The organism is Agrobacterium sp. K11 (assembly GCF_059429395.1).
Window position 1 is genome coordinate 249,020 of record NZ_JCAHRB010000010.1, and the last position, 22,555, is coordinate 271,574.

Annotated in this window: 7 protein-coding genes; 2 read left to right on the forward strand and 5 right to left on the reverse strand. The window is 58.5% G+C overall.

The features are described from left to right. Window positions 1–34 precede the first annotated feature (34 nt). Window positions 35–466, forward strand: coding sequence for a Ros/MucR family transcriptional regulator (locus tag AC5SEO_RS19510; protein ID WP_313595498.1), 432 nt, complete (start codon window positions 35–37; stop codon window positions 464–466). Window positions 467–483: 17 nt separating this feature from the next. Here AC5SEO_RS19510 and AC5SEO_RS19515 read toward each other — a convergent pair whose 3' ends face one another. After that, a complete protein-coding gene (locus tag AC5SEO_RS19515; RefSeq protein ID WP_495363964.1) occupies window positions 484–1,242 on the reverse strand; it encodes a response regulator transcription factor in 759 nt (252 codons plus the stop codon). A gap of 159 nt (window positions 1,243–1,401) precedes the next feature. Then, window positions 1,402–1,584: a transposase gene (locus tag AC5SEO_RS19520; RefSeq protein WP_495363995.1), complete on the reverse strand. Its 183-nt coding sequence runs from the start codon at window positions 1,582–1,584 to the stop codon at window positions 1,402–1,404. Between the two features lie 315 nt (window positions 1,585–1,899). On the opposite strand from AC5SEO_RS19520, the gene AC5SEO_RS19525 reads away from it, so the two are divergent. Next, window positions 1,900–2,274, forward strand: a complete 375-nt coding sequence (locus AC5SEO_RS19525) for a DUF2442 domain-containing protein (protein ID WP_495363965.1) — start codon at window positions 1,900–1,902, stop codon at window positions 2,272–2,274. A 242-nt stretch (window positions 2,275–2,516) separates the two neighbouring features. On the opposite strand, the gene AC5SEO_RS19530 is transcribed toward AC5SEO_RS19525, so the two are convergent. From AC5SEO_RS19530 to AC5SEO_RS19540, 3 genes are all read right to left on the reverse strand, one after another. Continuing rightward, a complete protein-coding gene (locus AC5SEO_RS19530; RefSeq protein WP_495363966.1) occupies window positions 2,517–4,538 on the reverse strand; it encodes a sensor histidine kinase in 2,022 nt (673 codons plus the stop codon). Window positions 4,539–5,492: 954 nt separating this feature from the next. Further along, window positions 5,493–6,275 (reverse strand): SapC family protein, encoded by a 783-nt coding sequence (locus AC5SEO_RS19535; protein WP_495363967.1) that lies wholly within the window; start codon window positions 6,273–6,275, stop codon window positions 5,493–5,495. A gap of 154 nt (window positions 6,276–6,429) precedes the next feature. Continuing rightward, entirely contained in the window at window positions 6,430–22,419 is a 15,990-nt protein-coding gene (locus tag AC5SEO_RS19540) for an autotransporter-associated beta strand repeat-containing protein (RefSeq protein WP_495363968.1), read from the reverse strand. Window positions 22,420–22,555 lie beyond the last annotated feature (136 nt).

Sequence of the window (22,555 nt, forward strand, 5' to 3'; positions counted from 1 at the left end):
ACGCAACCGTTTTTCATTTCGAGAGTGAAATTTTATGAAGACCAGTGTTGACCCTGAAATCAGCAAGATATTGGAGCTTACTACCAATCTTGTCAGTGCATATGCGAGCAATAACAAAGTGCAGTCACAGGAGCTTGTCGTCTTGTGCAATCGTATTTTTGTCGAGCTCACGACACTTTCGGGCGCGGCTGTCGTTGGTGACGAATCTCGTCTCGTTCCCGCAGTTGCAGTGGAGGATTCTGTCACTCCGGACTACATCTATTGCCTGGAAGATGGGAAACCTTTCCAGTCATTGAAGCGTCACATTGGGTCGAAATATGGAATGACGCCTGAGCAGTATCGAGACAAATGGGGTCTCCCGGAGGACTACCCCATGGTTGCACCCAATTATTCTAGGAAAAGGTCGGAGCTGGCGCGCGATATGCGGTTTGGGCATATGCGTAAAGATAGAAATTCAAGCCGGTAGAAGTTTGGACAGACAGGTTATGGCGGTAGTAGTCCGTGATCGATCTCGACTTGGGAGGAAAATCGGAAGCCGACTGCGTGAACCACATGTATTGGAAGATCGATATTGACCTCCCGAGCCTTTTTCCGCATCCTTCGTAAAACTGCGTCAAGCGCGCGCGTGTCTTCCTCCCCATCTTTGTAACCTACAGCCTCAGATAACTCGCGCCGAGATACAACCTGACCGTTCGCATTGGCTAAAGACACTACTAAATTCATTTCCCTGCCGGACAATCTTATTGCCTCACCTTCGGGGGAAGCCAGCCTTTGGCTTGGAACGTGCAGTTGCCAGGGCCCGCAAACCGGTGATCTGGCTATCGCAGGCGCCAAAGCTGGTGCCATCATCCTCGTTCTTTCTGCAAGATTGAAGATCGCGAGCACGAGCTCGGCTTCGTCAACGGGTTTGGTAAAAAAGAGATCAGCTCCCTTTTCATAACCATGCAGTCGATCGGCACGTTGGGAAAGGGCAGTCAGAATGATGATTCCGATATTGCTTGTTTTGCGCAAACTCTCTGCTACGTCCAAACCACTCCCATCCGTCAAATTAGCATCCAACAAAGCGACTTGAAAAGGCTTGCTCTGGAAAGCCCGTTTGAATTCGAAGACTGATGGAACGCATGTTACATTCAAAAGGTGCAGAGACAGGAATTCGACAAGGCTTTCGCGAAAAAGCGTATCATCTTCCAGGAAAATCACGTCAATGGAATGAGCTGACGCCAAGCCAGAGATGTGCCGCAACGATATTTTCCTTCTGAAATGAGAAAAACAGGAAACTGACATCCCCGCTATACAGTGAGTGTACTCTGACGTGATGAGGTTTAATGAAGAGTGAAGTGCAATTCACTACTTTAATAACCCAACGAACGTAGTGCCAGGGCGTATCCCAGCCCTGGCTCACTAAATGAACGGCGCTCCCATGTCTGTATCGACATGTTGGCTGACCCGGTGCAGCTCCTGAATGCCCTCGAGGTCGTCGTAGCTGAAGTGTTCGTCTGCGTGCAGGCGCGATCCCGTGCGCACGTGCTTCTTGACCATCTCCCAGCCTTCGTTGGAACCCTCGCTTCGGATGACGCGCGTCAGCGTCTGCTCGCGCCGTCGGACGAACGGATTCTATTCCCTGAGCGTCAGGATCGTCAGGCGTTTGAAGTTCTGGTCTTGGGTCGCCGTCGATCAACACGATCTTCCTTGCGGTTCTCCGGCTGCCAACGGTATTAAATTTCGCAGGTCTTCGAGCGGTCATTTATCCCAACGATCATCGGCCTACTAATGTACACGTCATTGGCAACGGCAACTCTGCGGTTTTCACTATGAACTGCCCTGATGGGCCGCCAGAACTGAGAGAGAACAGAGGGCTAGGAAAGCCCGACCTCGGTGGGATCGCAATGAGTTTCAACGATGCGCGAAAAGGCATTTGCGAAGCGTGGAGCCGCATCCACGGAGATTTCTGATCTTGACTTAGACATGGCCAACATGAGCGGGATGAAGTCGCAGTTGGGGCCATACGCCACCTCGGCTCGCTACGACAATGAGTACGACGCCATCGTTGCGGTCCTTAACACTGGCTCGTTCGTGGGCTATCCCGTCGAGAACCTGCAAGGACTTCAAGGTGCTACCGCTTCGCAATTGAACAACGTTGTTGTCGAGGCCAAGGGTCTTGGCCGTCACTGGCCGGATATCGATGCCGATCTCTATGTTCCAACTCTGATGGACGGAATTTTAAGGTCCAAAAAGTGGATGCAGCGCAGTTGGGAGCCACTGGTGGAAAAGTAAAATCCAGCGCGAAAGCTGCGTTATCTAGACCCAATGGCTCAAAGGGCGGTCGCCCCAAGAAGAATGTCGCGGCGTAGTCGACCTGGGCCCATCCGAAAAAGGCAGCGCACAGGTATGTAGTTCCGCTGGTGGCAGTTGCTACCTAATTCCGAATATTTGCTGATCACACCTCAAATGACCGGGAAGACTATCTGCACGACTCTGCGGAGCCAACGACATGTGTTGCATAGGCGTTTATCGAGTTACAAGCACACTGGTAGAATGATGAGAGCTTCTGCACCGCCCTTCTCCCATCCCTTGAGCAGGAAACGTCCGCCATGTACATCGGTCGTGCGTTTAACCAGCGACAATCCAACTCCCGTACCTTCTATGTGTGCGACGTTCATCCCTCTTCTTTTGTTCGAAATGAGATCTTCTGCCGCTTCTCCCTCTATCCCGATACCTTGATCCCTGACACGTATATGTACATCGTCCGTGTCTAAAAAGACATCAAGCCAGACATTCGTTGATCCAAGGGGGCCAGAAAACTTGAACGCGTTCTCCAGGAGATTGATGATTGCAAGTTGCAGCATTTCGCGGTCAGCTTGAATGGTTACCTGGTCTAAGCCGGCGGAAAGCGTAACATGTAACGTTATTCCATGCAAAAGATCACCGGCGCTCGAAACCGCGCTGTCAAGTATATCCGGCACCGGGACATTTTCGAATTTCGGGCGATACGAAGGGCCTTGAAGCCTGCTCCGTGTCAGGTTTACCTCCAGCACCTCGACCAGACGTGCAATACCGGCACGCGCTCGGCTCAATCTCAGCCGATTTGGTTCGTCGGCGGACGGCAAAGTGAGCCTGACGCTCTCCAGATTTGTTCTTATCACTCCAAGAGGTGTCCTGTACTGATGTGAGATCACCTCCATGAACCGGACCTGCTGCTGCTGAGCCTGCAACTCCGCGCGCAGAGCATTTTCTGCAACGGTTTTTGCATGTCGCAGTTCGTGCGTTTTCTCTATCACGAGTTCATTTGCATGCTGCTCCGCGGCATGTGCTGCCATGAGCGCTAGATGGTGGGCATTTCTTGCTGTCGTTTCCGCATTCCGCAACCTTACTGCGAGGGATCCGGTAAGGAGCGTGAAATGCGCGATGCTGGTTGAGGCGTAAGACCCCGCGACCCAGGATGGAAGCGGCAAGATCCCATAACGCTGCAGGTTCGTTGCGATCAAACCAGCCCAGAGCAAAGCAAACGCTGCAAAAGTCAGCCCATATTGAGCATCCGGCGTTCGTTTGAAATCCGTAAACGCAATTATCACGGCAAATGTTGTTAGCAGCAATATGACTGGTCCGGCCAGCAACACGAAATAGCGGTTAATTCCGATAAATACGCAGATGACGCCCATGAACCCAATGATAGCGGCAACGTGGAAAAACACGTTTATTAGTGGGTAGCGATGACGAAGCTCAAGGATCGCGGCGATCGACATTGCCCCTGCGGTCAAGCCGAACCAGGACGACATGCTTGTGAGATAATCGTTGCCGAGCCCACCTTCATTGAAAAAGAGAAGCCTCGCCAATCCCAGACTGCCAAAGTAGGTTGAACTGACAGCTAGTATGTCGAAAATCAGATAAGCGTAAAAGCGTTTACGGTCAAAATAAAGAAAGAGTAACTGGATGATGGCCAGTATGGCCATTCCACCAAACCACATGCCTCGAAGGATGTTCAGGATAATTGATCTGTATTCGTAATACTCCGGTGACAGAAGTTCCGCGGATACGTTGAGGCTGGCATCAGCATTGCGGGCGCGGATGTAGACGGTTGTGGTTTTCCCCGGGAGAAGGTGTAGCGGGAGGATATTTGCAGACGTGCTCAGATTTACACTTGATCTGGGTGAATGATCGCCCATCTCAAAGCGATTGAAGGCGGCCGCGCTCAAAGCGTCCCCTTCAGCACTAACGAACACCTCAAGTTCGTCCGTGAAGTTCGGCATAATCGACAAGAGCAGCCGTTGCGGTTGTGTTTCACGCGGAGAAAGGCCTATGGCAAACCTCATCCACGCGGCAGTTCGAACGAAGCCCCTGTTGATGTTATGTCCAGGAAGTGGTGCAAACAGCTGCTGGTTTTTCAGCATGTCGTCAAGCGTGATTGCCTCATCGTTTACCAGCGCCAGCTCGATGAAGCCGTCCAGCGAGGCCACATCATATCTGCCTTCGGGAATCTGCAATACAAGCGGATCGAGGTGCTCCTCACTGGCATGAAGTGACATGACACTGAAGATCATTAGTATCCACAATGCCCCCAAGAGCCTCATTACTGACATGAGTGAGAGTGCCTTTTCACCGTCATATGAATTTCTGTCTTCTCAAAGCGTTGTCTGGGTGTGGTGGAATAACTTGTCAACAGGGTTACGATGCCGGTGCTGGGCTTTGGGCATTGAAACGGTAGCCTGAAGACCTGACACTGTCTGCAATCTTGAAAGTTACGCAAAGCTTTGCACTCGCTCCATCTTCATAGGAATTCGAGCCGATTTGGCCACTGTGGGTTAAGTCCCGATGTGGCGAGACCCAGAAGTCTGGCGCTGCCTCCAAAAGGTCCGCGTTTCAATGAATAGGTCTGCTGGAAAGCGCAGAGCTGCCTTGAAGTGCGCCATTTGAAGAGGATTTGCATCACCGAATAAGTGGAGCCGCCCCACTGTCCCACGCGCCATGAAGGCAATACCTTCTGTCGAACTCAGAGGAAGTTCACAGGCCAACGATGGTGAATGTCGTATTCATTGTTGATGAAGCGACAGTGACACTGTGCCACCAGATTCACTGAAACCGTCGTGTCGGCCGGGCTTCGAAATGGCGCCCGTTGAAGCCGTCCTTCGAATGCGGTTTAACTTTTCGGCAATGGGATCCGTAATCATGGCTATGCTTCGCTACATGGCGCGCAAAATTTCTCCGGTGCTGGTCAACAACGCGGGTAAATAGGAACTACAGCGAGACTGCCTGGGTGACCAGACGGCAAAAAATTGGCGTTTGTAGTTGTCCGGGCTCAGGCTCATCTCGTTGGAGATAGCAGCAAAACCTTCAGCGGCCGTAAGCTTGATATGGACTTCCCGGGCGGCGGACAACGGATTTCACCGCAAGCTTGCAGGAAACCTCAATTAACAGTCGACCGGCCGGAACAAACGGGAATTTGCTTCGACCAGCCAAGCTGCCCGAAGAATCGGGCGGCTTGGCTGCAACTGCGCTTAGCCTGTGGCTTTCGCAGTGCTCGACACCTGGAGTTCCATCAGTTCTTGCCAGTTGTTCTGCGATGCGATGTGCAGCACAAGCAGTTCGAGCCAGCCATTGCGGTTCAATGCGTGAAGAGTTTCGGCCGGAAGCGCGCGAAAAGCGTCCGGATCGACGACGTAGAAGCCATCGAGAGTGAAACGGCGCTTGTCGTTGAGTGTCACATCCGCATGTTTCTGAACAAGCAGCCCTGCTTCCTTGATTGTGCGCGCGAATTCCAGCGTCTGGACGTAATCGTCGTTCATAGCCTGGCAAAGCGCCATGATGGACTCGGTCGAAGGGGTCGCACCGCCATTGTCGTTGAAAAGAGGCTCGGCGCCGTGCCGCCCGGCCTTCACGATTCGGTCGCTGGAAAGGTCGGCACAGAGAAGCTGTTGCCCCTCTTCGATCTTGAGCGAAATGAACGGATAACGACGCACATAGGCGGGCACGTAGGCCCCCTTCCGCCATGAACCAAAGCCGTCGATAAAGAGGTTCTTCTCGTTCTCAAGACCAAGAACGACGACTGGAACGGGGACCTCGTCTCCGGTAAAGACGATCGGGAACGAGCGCAGCGCGGCGACGAATTCACCTGTAACGATTGGAATAGCGTTCGATTTCGCCGCAAAACGGAGGTTGTCGCTTCGCTTCAGGGCAAGATCCTTATGCTCTTCGAAGCGCAGCAGCGTGGGCTTCTTATAGAACAGTGGCAAACCCGGCTGTTCGACGGGGGACTCGGGTGTTTGGGTTGTGTCGGACATGGATCATCCTTTTTCTTGCGTGTTTGGTTTTACCGTGGGGACGGCTCATCTCCGCCCCCGTCATGCGCCCGGCGATGCCGGGCGGTCCGCTCTTCGGGAAAAGCCTCCCGAAGAGCCAAGCCTTGCCAGACGGCTGCAGCCATCGATCCGATCGTCAGAACTTCCAATCCAGCGTAAGCTTTCCGGTGTTTTGCGACGAACCGGATGAGAACTGTCCCGAATAGTTGACGCCAAGATTGATGTTCTCGCTGAGCCTGGTTTCGACGCCGATTTCAACGAGCAGCTCGTCACTGCCAATCGGCAGCCCCTGTACGTCGAACGCAGACTGACCGGCGAACGAAAGAGCGCCTTTCGGCACGTCGTTGAACGCGTGGCGCCACCCGACGGTCCCTTTGGCGGTGATGTCGATCCCACCGTCGATCGCGAAAGTCTTCTGTGTCCGGATACCGAGCGTGGCAAAAGGCACCGAGAAGCCGTCACCCGTCGACGTCAAGGCCGCAGCGCCTCCGTTCTCGCTGAACGACCGGTTCTGCGCATGGACGTAGGCCAGGCCCGCGAACGGTTCGATCGCCACGTCATCGAGCATCATCTGATAGGCGACTTCGCCGAAGATGTGCGCGACGCCGAGCGTGTAATCGCTCTCCAGCCTGTTGGACAGAGCGCCAATGTTGACGTCACGCGTCGTATCGACATCCATCAGAGTATAGAGGGCACCCAGATTGATATCGACCGCACCAGCGTTCCCACCACCGTAGACGCCGAGCGAGTAGATATCGGCTTCGGCCGAGGATGAGCGGTCGGGCACACTCAGGCTCCCCATTTCATAACGCGCCACACCACCGAAGCGCCATCCATCAAACATGCCGCCGTCGATCTGCGTATCGAAGCCGTTGATGATACCCCCGCTCTTCCAGTCTGCACCGCCGGCGTTGCCGTCCGAACGGGTAGAGTCGAAAGTCCCATGGATGCTGCCCCATATGACAGCGCCCTGATCTTTCGGATCGGTAGCCGGCACAAACCCGGCGGCAAGCGTCGGGGTTGCTTGCGCGCCCGCCCGTCCGGCCGCAGCTCGAAGACGGTTTGACACCGCATCCTGAAGAACAAGACTGACCTCAACGCCACGTCCAAGGAGGGTCGGATGGATTTCACCGGAAAGATCGTTGAAAGCCTTGCGGGCACTGTCCTCATCCAGACCCACGACTGCATCGTAAACCGGGTTGCCTGGCTGGAGGTATTCCACCGCCCGACCAACTTCACTCTGGTTTGGCGTCTGCGAAACCGTATCGAAGCTGACATTGTTACGCGTCATCGTCAGGTAGACGTGGTTTGGATCGTAGTCGAGCGCCGGGGTGAGAAACGCCAGGTTGCTCGTCACCGTATCGAAGCCAAGATTGGGGCCACCACGCTCGACACCTCCATCGGCAGTGATGATCGTATAGCGGGTGATGGGCTGGTAGTCGCCATTGGCAGCACGCACCTGAACCGAGCCGCCCGTGATCGTCGCGACGCCTTTGACATGTGTGTGGTCGCTTTGGCCGGCCGCATTGACGTTCACCACGTAGATCGAGCCGGACTTGATCGTCAAATTCGATGCCACGGTGGTATTGCCGACAGTGTCGTCGCCACCTGGCGAGAACGTACCGCCATTGCCGATCGTAACCGTCCCGCCCGAGCCCGGGTTGTCCGTCCCGGAACCACCACTGCCGCCACCAACAGTGCCGTCGCCTCCGAAGCTTCCGCCATTCTCAACGATAACCGTCCCGCCCAAGCAGCCGTTGACCAGAAGCTTGCCGTTGGTGACTGTCGTCGTACCGGTAAAGGCACAGCTGTTTCCCTGAAGCGTAGTGACGTTCGGACCAATCTGCCGCAGGTTGCCGTTGCCGCTGAGATCGGCGACCAGAGTGAAGTCGTTCGACCGGTCGATTACGAGCGACCCCGCGTTACCGATAGCAACAGCCCCGGTGAGCGAGCCGCTGGTCCCGCCTGCACCCAGTTGTACGGCACCGTTGTTGATGGTGGTGCCGCCTGTATATGTGTTGTCGGCTGTCAGCAAAGTCGTGCCGCCACCATTGTTGGTGAAACTACCGTTGCCGGTAATGCTGCCATCCAGCCTCAACATGTCGCTTCGATCGGCGACCAACGACGCGTTGTTGACAATATTGCCTATTATCGAGCCCGTTGTTCCGCCGGCTCCTACCTGCAGCGTCCCGGCATCGATCGTTGTCCCCCCCGCATAGGTGCTGTCGCCCGTCAGGATCAGGGCTCCCGCCCCGGTCTTCACGAAACCGTGCGAGGAACTACCGGTAATCGGCGTGGCGATCGAAGTCGTGATCCCGGAGGCGACATTGATCGTACCACCGGTGGCGTCATTGAAGGTCAACGAGCCATCCGTGCCCGGCTGCAGATTGTAACCATCAGCCGTAAACTGCAGCGTGTCGAAGGTCTGCTGACCCACCACAGTGATGGTGCCTCCGGTGCCGGAGAAGACCCCGACAGAACTTCCCCACGGACCATTCACCTCAGCCTCTCCAGGCCCTGAGGTCCAGTTGGTGTGCTCCGCCGACCAAGTTCCCGCGCCGCCGTCTACCGAACCGTCGCCCAACGTATCAGAACCGTCCCAGAACAGCATGTTCTGGCCCGCCTTGAGGACGGCGAGATTGACTGTGGCGGCAGCACCCGGCGCATTGACGTACACCTGTCCGCTGGCGGTCGTGCCGCCAATCGTGACGTTGACCGCATCGAAACCGCCGCTAACGCTCTGGGCTTCGAACAACCGATAGAACCCGGCGGAAGCAGCAGTGATATCGAGGGTGCCGCCGTAGATCAGGGCACCGTTGACGATCACAAGATCGTTCGACTGACCGCCGACAATACCCCGTTGGCCAAGCTCGAATTGTGAGGTCGACCCGGCTGCAAGTGTCAGGCCGCCGTTAATCGTCAGTGTTCCGGGGCTGTTGCCCGCCGACAGGGTTCCGCCTGAGAGCACGGTTGTAGCACCATTGATTGTCCCGCTTCCGCCCAGTATGCCGGAATTTTGTACAGCAACGGTCCCGCCCAGTGTGCCGTTGACCGCCAGTTTGCCGCCTGCGACATCGACGCTACCGGAGAACGCAGCACTGTTGCCGGTCAAGTTGAGAATCCCCTCGCCTGCCTTGACCAAGACGCCGCTGCCCGAGATGGCGCCAGCAAAGGACTGAAGACCCGAAACCGTGTTGAAGGTGGTCGTTCCATCCGTGACAAGATCGCCGGAGATCATACCGGCAAGGTTGCCGCTACCGATCTGCAGGCTGGCGCCTGAGGCGACTGCTGTCGTGCCTGTGAAAGAATTCACGCCGGTTAAAGTCAGATTTCCTGACGAGAGCACGAGACCACCAGTGCCGGACATGACACCACCGAACACGCCGTCGAAACCTTCGGCGTTAGTATCCTGGCCGGCGATCACGAGCGTATGATTGCCGAGCACGACAGAGCCCTGACCGCCGAGCCGTTTGATCTGAACGGCTGGCGCTTGGGTAGCGCTGATGTCGAACACGCTATTTTCGCCAACAATGACGCCATTTGAGCTGGAGATCGACCCTATTCCCGCCAGCGCGAGCGTGCCGCCGGCGATGGTGGTGTTGCCGCTGTAGGTGTTGACGGCCGAGAGAACCAGCGTTCCGCCAAAACCCTTTACAAGCGAACCCGTGGTGCCGTCGGCTAGTGTTGCGGCAATAGTGGCACTGCTTCCGGCCGCTACGTTTATGTGGGCCTGCGCACTCGCCGAACTTGCGGCGAGCAGAAGGCGGCCGCCGGATGACGCTTCATCCAGCGTATAGCCATCGACGTCGAATTGGAGGGCGCTGACGCTCTGGTCGCCATCAATCTCAACCCGGCCGGCATTGCCGCCGAAGACGGCAAGCGAGGACAACCAACTGCCCTGGATGTTGCCAAAGGCATCAGTCCAGTTGGTGCCGCCCGTGCTCCAGATGCCGTTACCACCGACAACCTGATTGTCGCCGACCGTGTCTGCACCATCCCAGAACTGGAGATGGTCGCCCTGTCCAAGGACGGACAGGTTCATGACCGTCGCCGGACCCGGATTGTTGACGTATACGGCAGTGTCGATCGCTCCGGACAGGCCACTGACATTGACGGTGTTGAAAGTCCCGTTGATCGAAGCGGCGTCGAAGAGCCTGTAATAGCCAATTGATCTCACTGCTGCATTGAGCGTTCCATTGACGGAAAGCGCACCATTGACGATGACATGATCATTCGCTGGCCCACCCACGATACTTGCCTGCCCCAGTTCGAAGGCAGATGTGGAACCGCTTGCCAGAGAGAGATTACCATTGATCGTCAAGGTCCCCGGGCTGTTTCCAGCTGAGAGCGTGCCGCCTGAGCCGATGATCACATCGCCAGCGATGAAGCCGCTTCCCGACAGAGTGCCGGCCGTCACGGCCGTGACGTTTCCACCAATGCGACCGTTGACGGTGAACGTGCCCTCGCTGACCAGGGCGTCGCCCGTGAAGTCGATGGAATCACTGGCTTGGCTGATGATCAGCTGTCCGGCACCAGTTTTGGTGATGGCTCCCGTCCCGGACAGCGTGCTGTCATATGCAAAGACCAGGCCAGAGCCGATACCAAGCTTCAGGTCTCCATCGACCCTGAAATCGCCTGCCTGACCCGAAGCGGGATTAGCGCGCAGATCAAGGGTTGCACCCGAGGCGATCGTCGTTGTGCCGCGGTAGCGGTTCGCTCCTGTCAGCACCAGTGTCCCACCGGAGACGGTCAGGCCGCCATCACCCGAGATCATACCGGCATAGGTGTCGGCCGCGGCATTAATGGTCAGCGTCCGATCACCAAGCGTGATGAGGCCCGACTGACCGCCAGAAATACTCTTGACGACAGCCCCGGCCGATGTGCCGGCGATGGACAATCCGCCATCAACGACAATCCGCGATGATTCGGAAAGCGAGCCATCCCCACCAAGTGCTAGCCCAGCGCCTGAGGCGATCGTCGTCTGACCTGTGAAGGTCTGAGAGGCAAGCAGATTCATCGCGCCAGCGGCGATCTCGATGCCCCCGCTTCCTTCGATGACGCCTTCAAACACGCTTCCAGCATCCGACAGGACGAGCGTCTTAGTGCCGAGCCTGACAGAGCCGGTTCCCGAGAGGTCGCCGATACGTGAGACGTCGGCGGAGATACCGCCGATATCGAACGAACCGCGCAAAGCAAGTTTGGAGGTGCCGGCAATTGAGCCGTCGCCTGTGAGCTTAAGCGTTGCACCGGCGTCGACATCGGTAGTACCCGTATACTCTTGCGCGGCTGTCAGGTTCAGCGTTGCGGTGCCTGCCTGGCGCAGACTTCCGGATCCGGCAATGACGCCGTCATAGGTGACGTCGCTTCCGTAAGCGAAGGAAAGCGCGCCATTGTTTAAAACAGTGTTGCTAATACGTCCGGTTGAGCCGCCGTTGCCGACTTGAAGAGCGCTGCCTTCGGCGATGACGGTCGCTCCTGTATACGTGTTGTCTGCCGTCAGAGTGACACTTCCAGGCCCTTGCTGGACAAGGTTGCCGGACCCGGAGATCAGGCCAGAGAATACGCTCGCCGCGCCTTGTTTGAAGACCAGCGTGCCATCGTTTAACACGTCGCCCTGGATCGCCGCGCTTAGCGTTCCATCGCCAAGTTGCAGGCTACCGGCGACAATGGTGGTGCCGCCGCTGTAGGTCTGGGTCCCGGTCAGGATCGTTGTGCCCGTGCCAAGCTGGGTCACGGATCCCACGCCGGAAATCGAACCGTTATACACAAGGGTGTCGCCGCGGTTGAAGAGCAGCTCGGCATTGTTGACGATGGGCCCTGAAATCGAACCGTTCGATCCACCAGTGCCTATCTGCAAAGCGCCGCTCTCGATCATCGTGCCGCCGGTATGAGCAAGATTGCCCGTGACACTCGTCGGAGCACTGCTGATCGTCAGGATGCCGAAGCCAGACATATCGCCGCCGTAAGTCCATGCATCTGCACGGGCGAACTGAACCGCAGCATTGTTGATGATGTCGCCATCGAGGGTTCCCTGCGATGCAAGCCGTAGCGTTCCTCCCACGACTGTTGTCGTCCCGGAAAAATCGTTCTGGACATTGAGGGACAACACTCCCGCGCCGCGTTTCACCAGCGAGCCCGAACCGGAAATCGCATGATCAAAACTGACCGCGTCAGACCGATCGAAGAGCAATTCGCCCTGGTTGACGACATTGCTGTTGAGCGATCCGAAATTCTGCCCGTTGCCGACCTGCAGGCTGGCGCCATTTTCGATCAGAACCAAGGTATCATTGATCGAACCCAAGGCCTGCAATTTGCTGTCGACGAGGGCGAGAACGCTCTGGTTCGTGCCGTTGATCGAGCCGTAATAGGTCGAATCGCCGCCGACCAGTCCAAGCGAGCGGGATCCGAGTGTAACCGTGCCGGCCCCTGCAAGACCCTTGATTGTCGTCGAGTCGGAACCGATGCCGGAAATGTCAAAGCCCGCGGTACTGCCGATCCTGACCAGGCTTGACGACGAGACCGAACCGTCGCCGACCAGCCGCAGGGTGCCATTGTGGACGATCGTCTCTCCGCTGAAACTATTGGCGCCTGCCAGGTTCACAGTGGCCGCAGCGGCGCCACGGATATTCACAGTGCCGTTGCCGGAAATCACCCCTGCGAACGCATGCTCGCCGCTTGCGTAATTAAAGTCGAGGGTTCCGTCATTGACGATGTTGCCCGCAAGGCTTCCCTGTGTCGTTCCGCCGCCGATGTCGAGCGTCCCGTTCGCCGTCACGGTGGTCGTGCCGGTATAGGTATTGTTGCCAGACAAAACCAGGGTTCCGCCGAGCAGATTCACACTTCCGCTGCCGGAAATGGAACCGCCGAATATGCCGGAGGACATTCCTGCCCAAGATCCGTTCACCACCGTCAGGTTACCCGCGCCGAGCCGGACCTGCCCGCTGCCGGCAAGTGAGTTGATAGCAACGCCGTTTGCGGCACCGGAAATGTCGAGCACCGAATCCGCGTTATCGAGCGCGACATAACTGGCGCGCGACAGGGAGTTGATGTTGGTTACCGCCAGAGTGCCGTGGGTGACGCGAGCGATTCCGTTAAACGTGTTGTCGCCGGTCAGGGTATGGCTGCCCCCGAGGACATCGATACCGCCACCGCCGGAGATGGTGCCGCCGAAGACATGCGTACCCTCCGTCAGTTGCAGCGTTCTCGTCCCAAGTGTAACCGTACCGGCGCCGCTGAGGCCCTTGATCGCAGCCGTAGCCTGGTCAATACCGCCGATGTTGAACGTACCATCGACGCCGACCTGAACCTCACTGGAGGTTGCAATAGAGCCTGCCCCAGTCAGCGACAGCGAGCCGGCCTCGACAACCGTGGTGCCGGTGTAAGAATTGTTGGCAGACAGGTTGAGGATGCCGCTTCCGGTCTTTGTCAGACCTTCACTCGTGCCATCGACCAGTGAAACTGCGACCGTAGCCGTCCTCTGTCCATCGACAATGATCATGCCGAGATTGTTCAGTTGCAACTGTGCGTCCGGGCCGGCAACCAGCGCGTAGCCATCTGTCTTGAACTGCATGCGGTCAAATTGCTGGGTACCTTCGACGGTTACGGTGCCTGCTGTACCATCGAAGATGGCGAAGGATCCGACCCAGGGTGCGACCGAGGCGAAATCGGGGCTCAACCAGTTCGTGTTCTCGCTGTTCCAGGTCCCGGTGCCACCCACCAGCGCACCGGCCGTCATGCGCGGTCCATTCCAGTATTGCCGTACCTCATCATCGCCAAGCACGATAATGTTAAGTTCGGTGACCGGGTTGTCGCCTTCCTTGTAGACATTGTAGTCGCGGATGATCTGATCGGGCGAGGAAGAGCCGACATTGATTTCGGCAAAATCGCCCAGGATGCTTCCGGCCGAGAACAGCCGGTAATATCCGGACCTTGCGACGGATACGTTCAACGTGCCGCCGAGGAGCAGGTCGTTGGCAACGATGACGCGGCTGTTCAAAGCGCTTGATGCCACATCAGGTGTTGCGACGGCGAAGTTGGTGGTCGAGCCGGCCTGTAATGTCAGGGATGACATGCGCAGATCCGAGCCTGCGTTGAGTACACCGCCATTCTGAATGGTCACGGGGCCGTCGATGATGCCCGTCCCGCTAATGGCAAGACCGTCGCCGTCATATTGAGCGCCACCGGCCAGGGTCGCGCCTGCGCCGACCGCAACCGTCGTTCCCGACAGGGAGCCGGTGACTTGTAGTGTCCCGCCGAGGACGTTCGTTTGTCCCGAATAGTTGCTGTTGCCCGACAGCACGAGTGTGCCGTCGTTAAGCTTCCATAGATTGCCGGCACCTGAAACGGAGCCGGTATAGTTATGGATGCCGCCCTCGTGGTCGAAGGTGAGGTTCCCGTTATTCGCTATGTCGCCGGCGACCGCACCCTCTGCGCCGCCGATGGCAAGCATGGCACCCGAGGCGATGGATGTAAGACCCGTATAGGTGTTGGCACCCGTCAGGCTCTGGATGCCTCCGGTCAGCGACACCGCGCCGCTGCCGCTGATCACACCGCTGAAGATGTCTGCGGCAGCCTGGGCAATGGTGAGGTTCCGGTCGCCCAGAACGACGCTGCCAGCGCCGCTCAACCGTCGAACCGACGCGCCGTTGTCTGCCGACGAGATGTCGAAGGTGGCTGCGTCACCGACCGTCAATATCGACGACTGCGCAATCGATCCGCTACCGGACAGGGCCAGAGTGCCGGCCGCAACTTCGGTCGTTCCGGTATAGGTACTGGAGGCACCGAGAAGTGTCCGACCGCTGCCCTCCTGGCGGAGGTTGCCTGCACCGCTCACCACGCCCGCAAATGCGAGTGTGGCCGTATTATCGCGATTGAAGACCAGTGTGGTGCTGTTGCTCGTCGATACGTTTCCGGCGAGGCTACCGGTCGCACCGCCATTTCCGACCGCCAGAGTGCCGTTGAGGATCTGGGTACCGCCGGAATGGACCGCATTGCCCGTCAGTACCGTGCGGCCGCCACCGTTTTGGCTGAGAATGCCGGTTCCCGAGACATCGCCGCTGAAGACGTAGTCGTTGGAACGCCAGAACTCCAGACGACCGGCGCCTGACCCGTCGCCTGTATCGACATTGCCTGCCAGCGAGCCGCTCGTTCCGGAGGCGCCGATTCTTAGCGCACCGCCGCGTATCAGTGTGCCTCCGGTGTGGGTGGCATCACCTGTGAGCGAGACGATACCCGCACCCTGCTTTTCAAGAGTGCCGGTTCCGGCAATCGCATTGCCAAGCACTGGCTCAACCGCGCTGCTGTAGTCGAGCACCAGACGTCCGGCATCGACACCGACGCCGGTGATTATACGCCCTGCCAACGTTCCCACTCGCGTGGGGTCTCCCGCCGGCGTAAAGTCGGTCAGTCGCAAGACGCCCCCGGTCAGCAGGGTGTCGCCGGTAAAGGTATTGGCATTATTGAGGACGAGCGTGCCTGCCTGCAACGTCAGACCGCCGGTTCCCGAGAGAACACCACCATAGGTGTCTGCTGCCGAAGTAACCGCAAGTGTCTTGTCGCCGAGAAGCACTGTGCCCGCGCCGGCCAGTGAGCGAATGCTTGTTCCCCAGTCATCTCGCTGAGAGATATCGAAGGTGCCCGTACCGACATCGACCTTTGAAGAGCCAGAGATCGAACCAAGGCCGGCCAGGTGCAGACTGCCGGCATTGATGTTCGTGACACCCGTATAGGTGTTGACGCCTGTCAGAGTAACGTCGCTGGTGCCGGCAAGCGTGACGATACCGCCTTCATCCGGCTCGATCCCGCCTGAGATCACGCCGCCATAGCTCATCGGCCCGCTACGATAGAAAATCACCTCGCCGCTGTTGGCGATATTGCCGGCCACCGAACCGGTGTTGGCCGCTCCATTGTCGCCAAGCTGCAGGCTGCCACCGGTGACATAGGTATCACCGGTAAAGCTGTTGTCGGCCGTGAGGATCATACGTCCGGAGCCAACCTTGGTGAGGCTTGTGAGGTCGCCGTTGACCATCTCGGCAGCGATCGTGACGCTCGCTCCGCCAACCACGTTAACGATGGATGAAGTCTGCGTCGAACCACTGCTCGACAGCTGCAGCGCACTTCCGGCACTGGCCTGGAGCACGTAGCCGCCGACATCGAAGCTGAGCTCGGAGAAGCCGATTGTGCCGCTGATGGTAACCGTTCCGGCGCTTCCGCCGAAATGACCGATCGATCCACCCCAGGCGCCGGAGATTGCTGAACCGGGCGCCAGCCAATTGGTGTTTGTTGCGTTCCAGATGCCGCTACCGCCCTGTGCCTGCGCGCCGCCGGTGTAGCGGTTTCCGTCCCAATCCTGGACGCGCTGGTTGGCATCGAGCAACCGGATGTTGACTTGCGTGGCAAGCCCATTGCTTCCGGGTGTGTCGGTGTAGACGGTTGCCGACGCACCGGCGACGCCACCCAGTAGGTTGACGGTCTCAAACGAACCGGTAATGCCGTTACCCGCGTTGAAAAGCCGGTAGTAGCCGGCATTGCTGGCGGTGACGTTCAGCGTACCGTTAAGCGCAAGCGCGCCGTTGACGATCACCAGGTCGTTGTTGGCACCGCCCACGACGCCGGCTTCACCGAGCTCGAAATTGGAAACGGAAGAAGCCTGGAGCGTCAGGTTGCCCTGCACCGTCATCGTTCCCGGGCTCTGGCCCGGGTTGAGGGCGCCAGAGACGTCGACATTGCCGCCGATCGTGCCGGTGCCCGACAGGATCGCGCCATTGGCAACGACAACGTTCGTCGCCCCGAGGCTGCCATTCACCGCCAGTTCGCCGGCATTGACCTGGGTCGCTCCGGTGTAGGTGCTCGCCCCCGACAGCGTCGTCTTGCCGCTGCCGTTCTGCACAAAACCACCGGCGCCCGAAATCGAGCCTGCCAGCGCCACCGAATTGGAGCGGTTGACAATCAGCGTCCCGGCATTGGCTATATTGCCGGTCAGCGATCCCGTTGTTCCGCCGCCAGCCACATTGGAGCCTATCTGAAGAATCGCGCCGTTGCCGATCGTCGTGCCGCCGGTAAATGCGTTCGCGCCGGTGAGGATCAGCTTGCCGCTCGCGCCGGAGCCGACTTGGCTTAGTTGGCCGCTGCCGCTGATCTGACCGCCGTATACGAATTCCTGGGATTTGGCGAATTGCATCGTTGCGCCAGCTGCAACGCTCACGTTGCCGCTGAACGCGTTACCTCCCTCGATGCTCAGCGTACCGGCATTGACCTGTATGCCGCCGCCGGCCGCGACCGCGCCGGTCAGGACCGTCGTGCCCGCACCAGTCTGGCGCAATACGCCGGTGCCAGAGATGGAGCCAGTGTAGGACAGTGTGTTGCTGCGTGCAAATATCAGCGTACCGTCATTCAAGACAGACGTGCTGGCGATGGCACCGGTCGTGCCGCCGGCGCCGATCTGAAGGCTGGCGCCAGACTGAACGGCGGTTTGCCCGCTGTAGGTATTGGCGCCCGAAAGCGTAAGGGTGCCGGATGCGATCGTGAGCTGCCCGCCAGCGCCGCCGATGACACCAGCAAACACGCCGCTGCTGCTGGACAGGACAAGGTTGCGGTCTCCAAGCGTTACCGTACCGGATGCGCCGCCGCTGAGGCTGCGGATCGAGACGGTCGGGCTCGTCACTTGTGACACGTTGAAGTTCGCATCGGCCACCACGTCGCTGGAACTAGCGATGCTGCCACCGCCTTCGAGACGCAGACTGCCGGAAGAAATGCGTGTTGTGCCCGTATAGCCTTGTGCGGTCGTGAAGGTGGTGCTGCCGGCACCCTGCTGGACGACCGATCCCGCACCGGAAATCGCATTGGTAAATGTAACCGCGTTGCTGCGGTTGATGCGAAGTTCTCCCGCGCCCGAGAAAGCGATATTGCCCTGCACCTCGCCGCTGATGCCGCCATTTCCAAGCACCAGATAGCCGCCGGATGCGATCGTCGTGAGGCCGGTATAGGTGTTGGCATTGGTAAGGGTGAGATTGCCGCCACGCAGCAACAAGCCGCCGCTGCCGGAGATGACACCGGAGAAGGTGCCGGCCGAATTAGCAACTTCAAGGGTATTGCTGCCAAGGATAACCCGGCCCGCTGTGTTGCTCCCCGCAAGGCTTGCGATGACCGCATTGCCTGTATGACCGGAGATGTCGAGTGTCGCGTCCACCGTTACGCCGCTGGAGGCGGCGATGCTGCCTGCGCCGGTCAAAGAAAGGGTGCCGGACGAAACCGTCGTGGCGCCGGTGTAGGTGTTGGCGCCCGTCAGCGCCAGCAGCTGGCTGAAGCTGCCGAGCGTCAGTCCGCCAGAGCCGCTGATGGTGCCGCCAAAGGTGGCGTTCTGCTGGGTCAGCGAAAGTGTCTTGCTGCCAAGGAGGATCGATGCCGTTCCGGCGCCGGTGCTGGTAATCTGCTTGATAGCGCTGCCAGCGGAGGTGGCGGAGATGTCGAAGGTCGCGCCACCGGTTATAATGACGTTGCTCGACCCGGAGATGTCACCGGTCGTACCCAGCGCCAGGCGCCCGGCCTGCACGCGCGTCGCCCCCGTATAGGTGCTTGCATTGCCGAGTGTCGTTGTGCCGGTTCCGAGCTGAACCAATTCGCCTGCACCGGTCACCTGACCGCCGAACGTGCCAAGGGCGTCCGAGCGCTGGAAAATGACCTGCTGGCCGCTCTGCACCTCGACGTTGGCGTTGAGCAAGGCGCCTGTCGTGCCGCCATCTCCGATACGGATCGAGCCTGACGCAACACGAACAGTGCCGATGAATGTGCTGTCGCCGGTCAGCGTCTGTACGCCGGAGCCAGACACCCGCAGATCGCCATAACCGGCGATGACGCCGCCGTAGGTTCCCGAGGACGTGATCGACAAGGTCCGGGCCGTCCCGGCCGTCAGACCTAGCTGGACAGTGCCGGAGCCGGCAATGGCCTGCACAGCCGTGCCCGGCAAGGCCCCGCCCGCGGTGCCGGAAATGTCGAAAGTGCCGGTCTGGCCAATTGTCACGCCGCTCGAGTTTCCGATGGAGCCGCCGCCGGCGATGCTCAGGACTGCGCCGTTACCGATCGAGGTTGCTCCACTATAGGTGTTGCTGCCGCTCAGTATTTGCGTTCCGCCCAGAATATTGACGGCTCCGGAGCCCTGGATCACGCCGCCAAAATCGTCCACCGGGCGGCCCGCGGTGATGTTTAACCCCTTCGTGCCAAGAATGATTCTGCCACCGCTGCCGGAGACGGAGGTTGCGACGAAGGTCGGAGTTGCAGCGTTGAGGCCGCTCACGTCGAGCGTACCGCTGATCACGAGATTGCTGGCACCGCTCAGGCTTGCCGCACCCGTGGCCACCAGGCTGCTGCCGCTATTGATCGTCAGGCTGCCGGTGAAATCGCTGTTCTGCGAAATCGCCAACTGCGGACCGGCCAGCACCAGATTACCGCCAACGCCGGTAAACCTTCCGCCGAAGGCACCATTCTGTTCGGAGAGCGTCAGCGTCTTGCCGGCAAGATTGACGACACCACTACCGGACACTTTTTTGACCGTAGTTGCGCCATTGATGGCCGAAATGTCGAACGTTCCGGCCGCGGCGATTGACACGCCGCTCGAACGGTCAAGACTGCTTGCACCGGATAGGCGAAGTGTGCCGGCCGAAATCACGGTGTCGCCGGTGTAGGTGTTTGCGTCGCCGGTAAGCGTCGTGGTGCCAGTTCCGGCCTGCGTAATGCCACCGCTGCCCTGCACGCGGCCACCAAAAATGCCGTTGGCATCGGGCCGCATGAAGATGAGGCGCCCGCTGGTGCCCGTTTCGACGTTGGCGTTCGCCAGCGAACCCTGGTTTGCGACGCTTGCCGACCCGATGGTCAGGTTACCGTTGCCGGCACCTCCGAGATAGACCGTCCCGACAAAGGTGTTGTCGCCGGTCAGCGTCTGATTGCCTCCGGTAATGCGCAGGTCACCATAGCCAATGATGGATCCGCCGAAAACACCACCGGCAGTGATCGTCATGCCTCGCTGACCGTTTTGCGAGCCGAATATCACGGTACCGGCGCCGCTCAGAGCCTGGATTGTCGCACCATTGCTCGATCTGGAAAGATCAAAGGTGCCGCTCGCCTCGATATTGATCGTACTAGACTGGGCAAGCGACCCGTCGTCGAGAATGACGATACTGCCATTGCGGATATTGGTCGCACCCGTGTAGCCTTGGGCGGCTCGGACAAGCAATTCGCCGGTGCCAAGCTTCGACAATATGCCGGTTCCCGAAATGGTGCGCGCAGCAGTAAGGTCGTAGGAATTTCCGCGATCGATGACGAGCTCGCCGTTGACAGTTGCACCATTGACGATGCTGCCGGTCGTTCCACCATTGCCGAGCCAGAGCACAGCGCCGGCATCGACGGTTGTTGCGCCGGTATAGGCGAGATCAGCGCCGAACTTCTGGGTGCCGCCCGAGATCCGCAGACCTCCCGTACCGCTGAGCGTGCCGTTATAATAGTCGGTATCGGTTGCATTGGTAATACGAAGCGTCTTGGAGCCAAGAATTATATTACCGTTTACGGTGCCACGCAGATCGCGGATCGACGACGTTGCAGCCGAGACGCCGGAGATATCCAGAGTGCCGCTGCTGTAAATATAGACCTGGCTGCTGGCAGCGATCGAGCCGGAGGTGACCAGCTTGAGTGTCGCGCCGTTGTGAACCGTCGTGCCGCCGGAGTAGGTGTTGACGCCGCCGAGCTCCAGGGCTTTGTCCGAACCGCCATTCACCGTCAGCCCGGCGGCGCCGGAAATGACGCCGGAGAACCGATCGCCCGACTGAGCATTATTGACGACCAGTCCGCCGGCACCGAGCCTGACGGCTCCGGTGGCCGAACTGCCGATCAGGCGCTTCAGCGAGACGGTGCCAGTGAGTTCGCTCACGTCGAGTGCGCTTGCACCGACAAGCGTAACCGACGACAGGGAACTGAGATCGATATTTCCAGCTGCGGCAAGCGTACCGCCATTGGTAACACTCACATCCGACGTTGCGGCGGCAGCAAGCGTTCCGGAAAATCGATGCGTTCCTGTGGAGAACGTCGCCGAACCGCTAATGTATAATGTACCACTATGGTTGCTCTGCGTGGTTAGAGTTCCACCATTCAGAAAGGAGAGCTGGGCTTGACCGTACACGCCCTTAAGGCTGGAGCCCGTACTCATTTGGATCGCGCTACCAGAACTGCTTTGCGTTACTGTCGATGATAAGCTGCTCTGCGGACGCAGGTATAAACGTGCTGTATCGAAGAGCCTAGTGTCGCCCGTGTAGGTTGCTGCTCGCAGGCTACTGTCATTAGCCGGGTTATTTGCATAGCCTGCTCTGCTTCCCCGTAGGTCCACGCCACCCGCGCCGGTCACTCCATCCAGATAGAGGCTGTTGCCGCTACCGCTGCCGATCAGCCGGGTCCCTGCGGACAGCGTAATGCTACCCGTCGCTACGATCGTGACGGGATCTACCAATTCCAGAGAGCCGCCCAAGACGGTGACGCTACGCAGCGTACCCGCCCAATCATCTGGCTGGTCAAGAATGACATCGCCTGCTTGCACGGTAAGCGCAACAACGTCCATATGACCACCAGCATCGCCGTATGGACGTATGTTCGGGATAGAATAACTACCACTCATGTTCACGACAATGTTGGAATTCCAACCGTCGGAGACGATCCATCCACCTGCAGAGTAAAATGTATTTCCATCGGAATACTGCAGCATAGGCGCAGTACTTGTCCCGTTCCCCAGTACCAGCGTGCCGCCGTTGCCGAGTTCCACGACATGACGTGAACTGCCATCATTACGGCGAATGGCGCCTCCACCATTGACGATCAGCGTTCCGCCCAAAGCGTAGCTGTCACCGGTGACTTTGACGTACTCCCTTGATCTGAACGACGCACCATCTGCAACTGTAACAACCGCATTGTTCCGGATCAGCGACCAACTGTTGTAGTTCGTCATGAAACTGCCGGAGTTGATATTGACCCTCGAACCGCCTTGTATCGAAAGGTCGTAGGCTCGGACTACCGCGTTGTTGGTAATATTGATGGTGGCGCCGTTATTGATGATCAGTCCGTCGCCTGGATAATCAACATCGGAGGTCACAGTGCGATTGCTGCTCCATTCGATCGCCCAAGATGCCTGCGGAGGGCTGACAGCCGCTAAGGCTAGAGCTGATACGCCAAGCTTTGCTGCTGATGAGATACTCTTCAAAATGCGCGACACCGCACTACCAGCCGAT

What these genes read in the sequence shown, in the direction of transcription:
- AC5SEO_RS19510 (WP_313595498.1), top strand. Translation starts at nt 35, where the DNA reads ATGAAGACCAGTGTTGACCCTGAAATCAGCAAGATATTGGAGCTTACT.
- AC5SEO_RS19525 (WP_495363965.1), top strand. Translation starts at nt 1,900, where the DNA reads ATGCGCGAAAAGGCATTTGCGAAGCGTGGAGCCGCATCCACGGAGATT.
- AC5SEO_RS19530 (WP_495363966.1), bottom strand. Translation starts at nt 4,538, where the DNA reads ATGATCTTCAGTGTCATGTCACTTCATGCCAGTGAGGAGCACCTCGAT.
- AC5SEO_RS19535 (WP_495363967.1), bottom strand. Translation starts at nt 6,275, where the DNA reads ATGTCCGACACAACCCAAACACCCGAGTCCCCCGTCGAACAGCCGGGT.